Origin of the sequence: Nonomuraea aridisoli (genome assembly GCF_003236395.1) — a bacterium.
Classification (GTDB): Bacteria; Actinomycetota; Actinomycetes; order Streptosporangiales; family Streptosporangiaceae; genus Nonomuraea; species Nonomuraea aridisoli.
Window position 1 is genome coordinate 1 of sequence record NZ_POUD01000495.1, and the last position, 2,772, is coordinate 2,772.

The window sequence follows — 2,772 nt, forward strand, 5'->3', positions numbered from 1 at the left end:
GTGGAGGGAGTCGTGGTGGGCCCGGGCCGTGTGGTGGGCTGAGGCGAAGTGGTCGTTGGCCTGGCGGCGGAAGCCGCCGATCTCGACGTTCAGGGCCGAGAGGTCGTCGTTCACCTCGGCCTGCAACGACCTGATCTGGATCTGCAGGGTGTCCGGGCGGGTCGGCGGTCTGAGCGGGCCGGCGGGCGGGTCCTCCTGGCGGGTGCAGTTGTGTGCCGGGATGGTGTGCCTACGTCGCGTTCGAGCCCTGCGGCGGGCGGGGTTTCCGCTGCCGGGAGGGGTGTCCGCTTCGAGGGCCGCGATACGGAGTTTCAGAGCGCGAATCTCCGCCTCTATGTTCACGTACTCCTACCTTTGCGGCAGTTGGGAGGGGGTCGGCTCTGGAGGGCGCCGGAGTCCCACTTTCTGTGAGCACATGGTTGCAATGAGTGGGTGCTCGCGCGAAACGGGGCCGGCGTTCGAGGTGGAGATTTATCCGCCGCGGAGGTAAGAAAGATCGCCGGTGGGGCGAGAACTCTGATCGGTGAGTCAGGTGAGCGACTCTGCTGGTCCTCCACAGGCTGTGGATACATCGAAAGGTGTATCCACAGGCGGACGTTCGAAGGAGGGAAGCACGGCCCCGGGATGGTGGGATGGGGTCATGAACCGGGTCGTGCTGTGGGCTGGGCTGGCCTTCGCGGTGGGAGTGGTGCTGATCGCGGGCGGGGCCTACGTTCCCCGTGGCGTGCCCACGTGGGTGCTCGGCGTGCCGCTCGCCATCACCTGTGTGGGGGTGCTGCTGCGGCAGCGCTCCCCGCTGGCCTGCCTGGGGCTCGGCGTGCTCGCCATCGTGCTGGACGGCCTCGTGGGGCCGTCTCTCGGCACTGTCCTCATTTTCACTGACAATCTGTACGCCGCCGCGCTCTACGGGCCGGCGCCCCTCGCTCGGATCCTCCTCGGCGTCACCTCCGCGCTGGCGGTGGTGGGTGGGGCCGTGGCGGGGTTCATCGCGTCGGACTGGCGGATGCTGGCCGTCGCGGGCGTGCAGGCCGGGCTGGTGCTGGTCACACCGGTGACGACCGCCCTGGTGCTGCGCGAGCAGCGCGATCGGGCGGCGGTGGAACGCGCGCGGGCCGAGCAGGTGGCCCGGCTCGCCGAGCTGGATCGGCAGGCCGCCATCACGTCCGAACGTACGCGGATGGCGCGCGAGCTCCACGACATGATCGCCAACCATTTCAGCGCCATCGCCATCCAGTCCACGGCCGCGCTGTCCCGCAAGGATCTCGACCGGGAGACGGTCCGGAAGGTCATGGAGTCCGTACGCGAGAACAGCGTCAAGGGCATGGCCGAGATGCGCTCCATGATCGGGCTGCTGCGCCAGGAGGGTGACGAGGCGGAGGGCAGCGCCGGGGCGATGCGGCCTCGCCTCGCCGACGCCGAGACGCTGGTCGAAAGGGTGCGGCGGGCCGGGCTGACCGCGGACATGCGGGTCGAGGGGACGGTACGCGAGCTGCCGGCGTCCGTCGACCTGGCGGGTTATCGGATTCTGCAGGAGGCGCTCACCAATGCGCTCAAGCACGGGGATTCGCCGGTTTCCGTGCTCCTTTCTTATGAGGAAGAACGGGTTCTGGTTCGCGTCGTGAACGCGCTGGGCGAGCGGCGGACCGGGTTGCCCGGGGCGGGGGCCGGATTGATCGGCATGCGGGAGCGGGCCTCGTTGGTCGGCGGGATTCTCGAGGCGGGGAGAAACGGCGACGAATGGCTGGTCCTGGCTGACCTGCCCACGGTCGAGGAAACGCTCGGGGCCCGTACGTCCAGAGGCTCGACGTGGGTGTTCGGTGACGGAGGTCGTGGACGGCGGGCGAGCGGCGAAGGGCGTCGAGAGCCAGAGGACGTGGAGCGAGCCTCCGTGGTGGAGGAGCGGGCTTGATGGAGGTGTGGTGAGTGAGCGTCAAGGTGTTGGTGGCCGACGACCATGCGGCGGTCAGGGCCGGGATCGTGCTGATTCTCGACGGGGCCGATGACATCGAGGTCGTGGGCGAGGCCGGCGACGGTGAGCAGGCCGTGGCCATGGCCAGGGAGTTGCGGCCCGATGTCGTGTTGATGGATGTACGCATGCCGCGGCTCGACGGCATCTCCGCCACCAAAGAGCTGGCGGGAGTTTGTGACGTGTTGATTCTGACGACGTTCGATGTGGACGAATATGTGTTCGGGGCGTTGCGGGCCGGGGCGGCGGGTTTTCTGCTGAAGAACACCGATGCCGAGTCATTGGTTCAGGCCGTACGCGTGGTGGCGCGAGGGGATGGGCTCATTTCGCCGGGGGTGACGCGGCGGTTGATCGCGGCGTTCGCCGAGGGTGCTCCCGTACGTCGTGACGCGGTCGCCGATCCGGATGGTCTGACGCCGCGGGAGCGGGAGGTGCTGGCGTGCATCGGGCGCGGGATGTCCAACGCGGAGATCGCCAGGGAGCTCGATATGGCAGAGGCGACGACCAAGACACATGTCAGCCGGGTGTTGAACAAGCTCGGGTTGAAAAGCCGGGTGCAGGCGGCGATTTACTACTCCGATTACTATTCGGAGGGGATATAGGCCCGTAGTGTGTGCCATGTGAGTCATACGCCGCCTGCTGGGCCGTCCGGGCCCTCTGAGCCGCCTCGTCGGCCGGGGGTGGTGGTCGGCACGGCGTTCGCCGGGGTCTTCGGCTACTTCGTCGTCAACGTGATCGTCGGGTTGGTCGCTCTGAGCCTGCAATCCACGGTGGCGATCGGGGTGGCTGCGGGGCTTCTCGCCCTG

3 protein-coding genes are annotated in these 2,772 nt (G+C 68.2%); 2 read left to right on the top strand and 1 reads right to left on the bottom strand.

Annotated features, from left to right (window positions below):
* A partial coding sequence (locus C1J01_RS49435) for a hypothetical protein (protein ID WP_220040476.1) occupies window positions 1-342 on the bottom strand: 342 nt, incomplete at its 3' end.
* Between the two features lie 298 nt (window positions 343-640).
* On the opposite strand from C1J01_RS49435, the gene C1J01_RS47350 reads away from it, so the two are divergent.
* Window positions 641-1,909 (top strand): sensor histidine kinase, encoded by a 1,269-nt coding sequence (locus C1J01_RS47350; protein WP_235855144.1) that lies wholly within the window; start codon window positions 641-643, stop codon window positions 1,907-1,909.
* Between the two features lie 14 nt (window positions 1,910-1,923).
* Window positions 1,924-2,568, top strand: a complete 645-nt coding sequence (locus tag C1J01_RS47355; protein WP_111185635.1) for a response regulator — start codon at window positions 1,924-1,926, stop codon at window positions 2,566-2,568.
* The last annotated feature ends 204 nt before the right edge of the window (window positions 2,569-2,772 follow it).

What these genes read in the sequence shown, in the direction of transcription:
- C1J01_RS47350 (WP_235855144.1), top strand. Translation starts at nt 641, where the DNA reads ATGAACCGGGTCGTGCTGTGGGCTGGGCTGGCCTTCGCGGTGGGAGTG.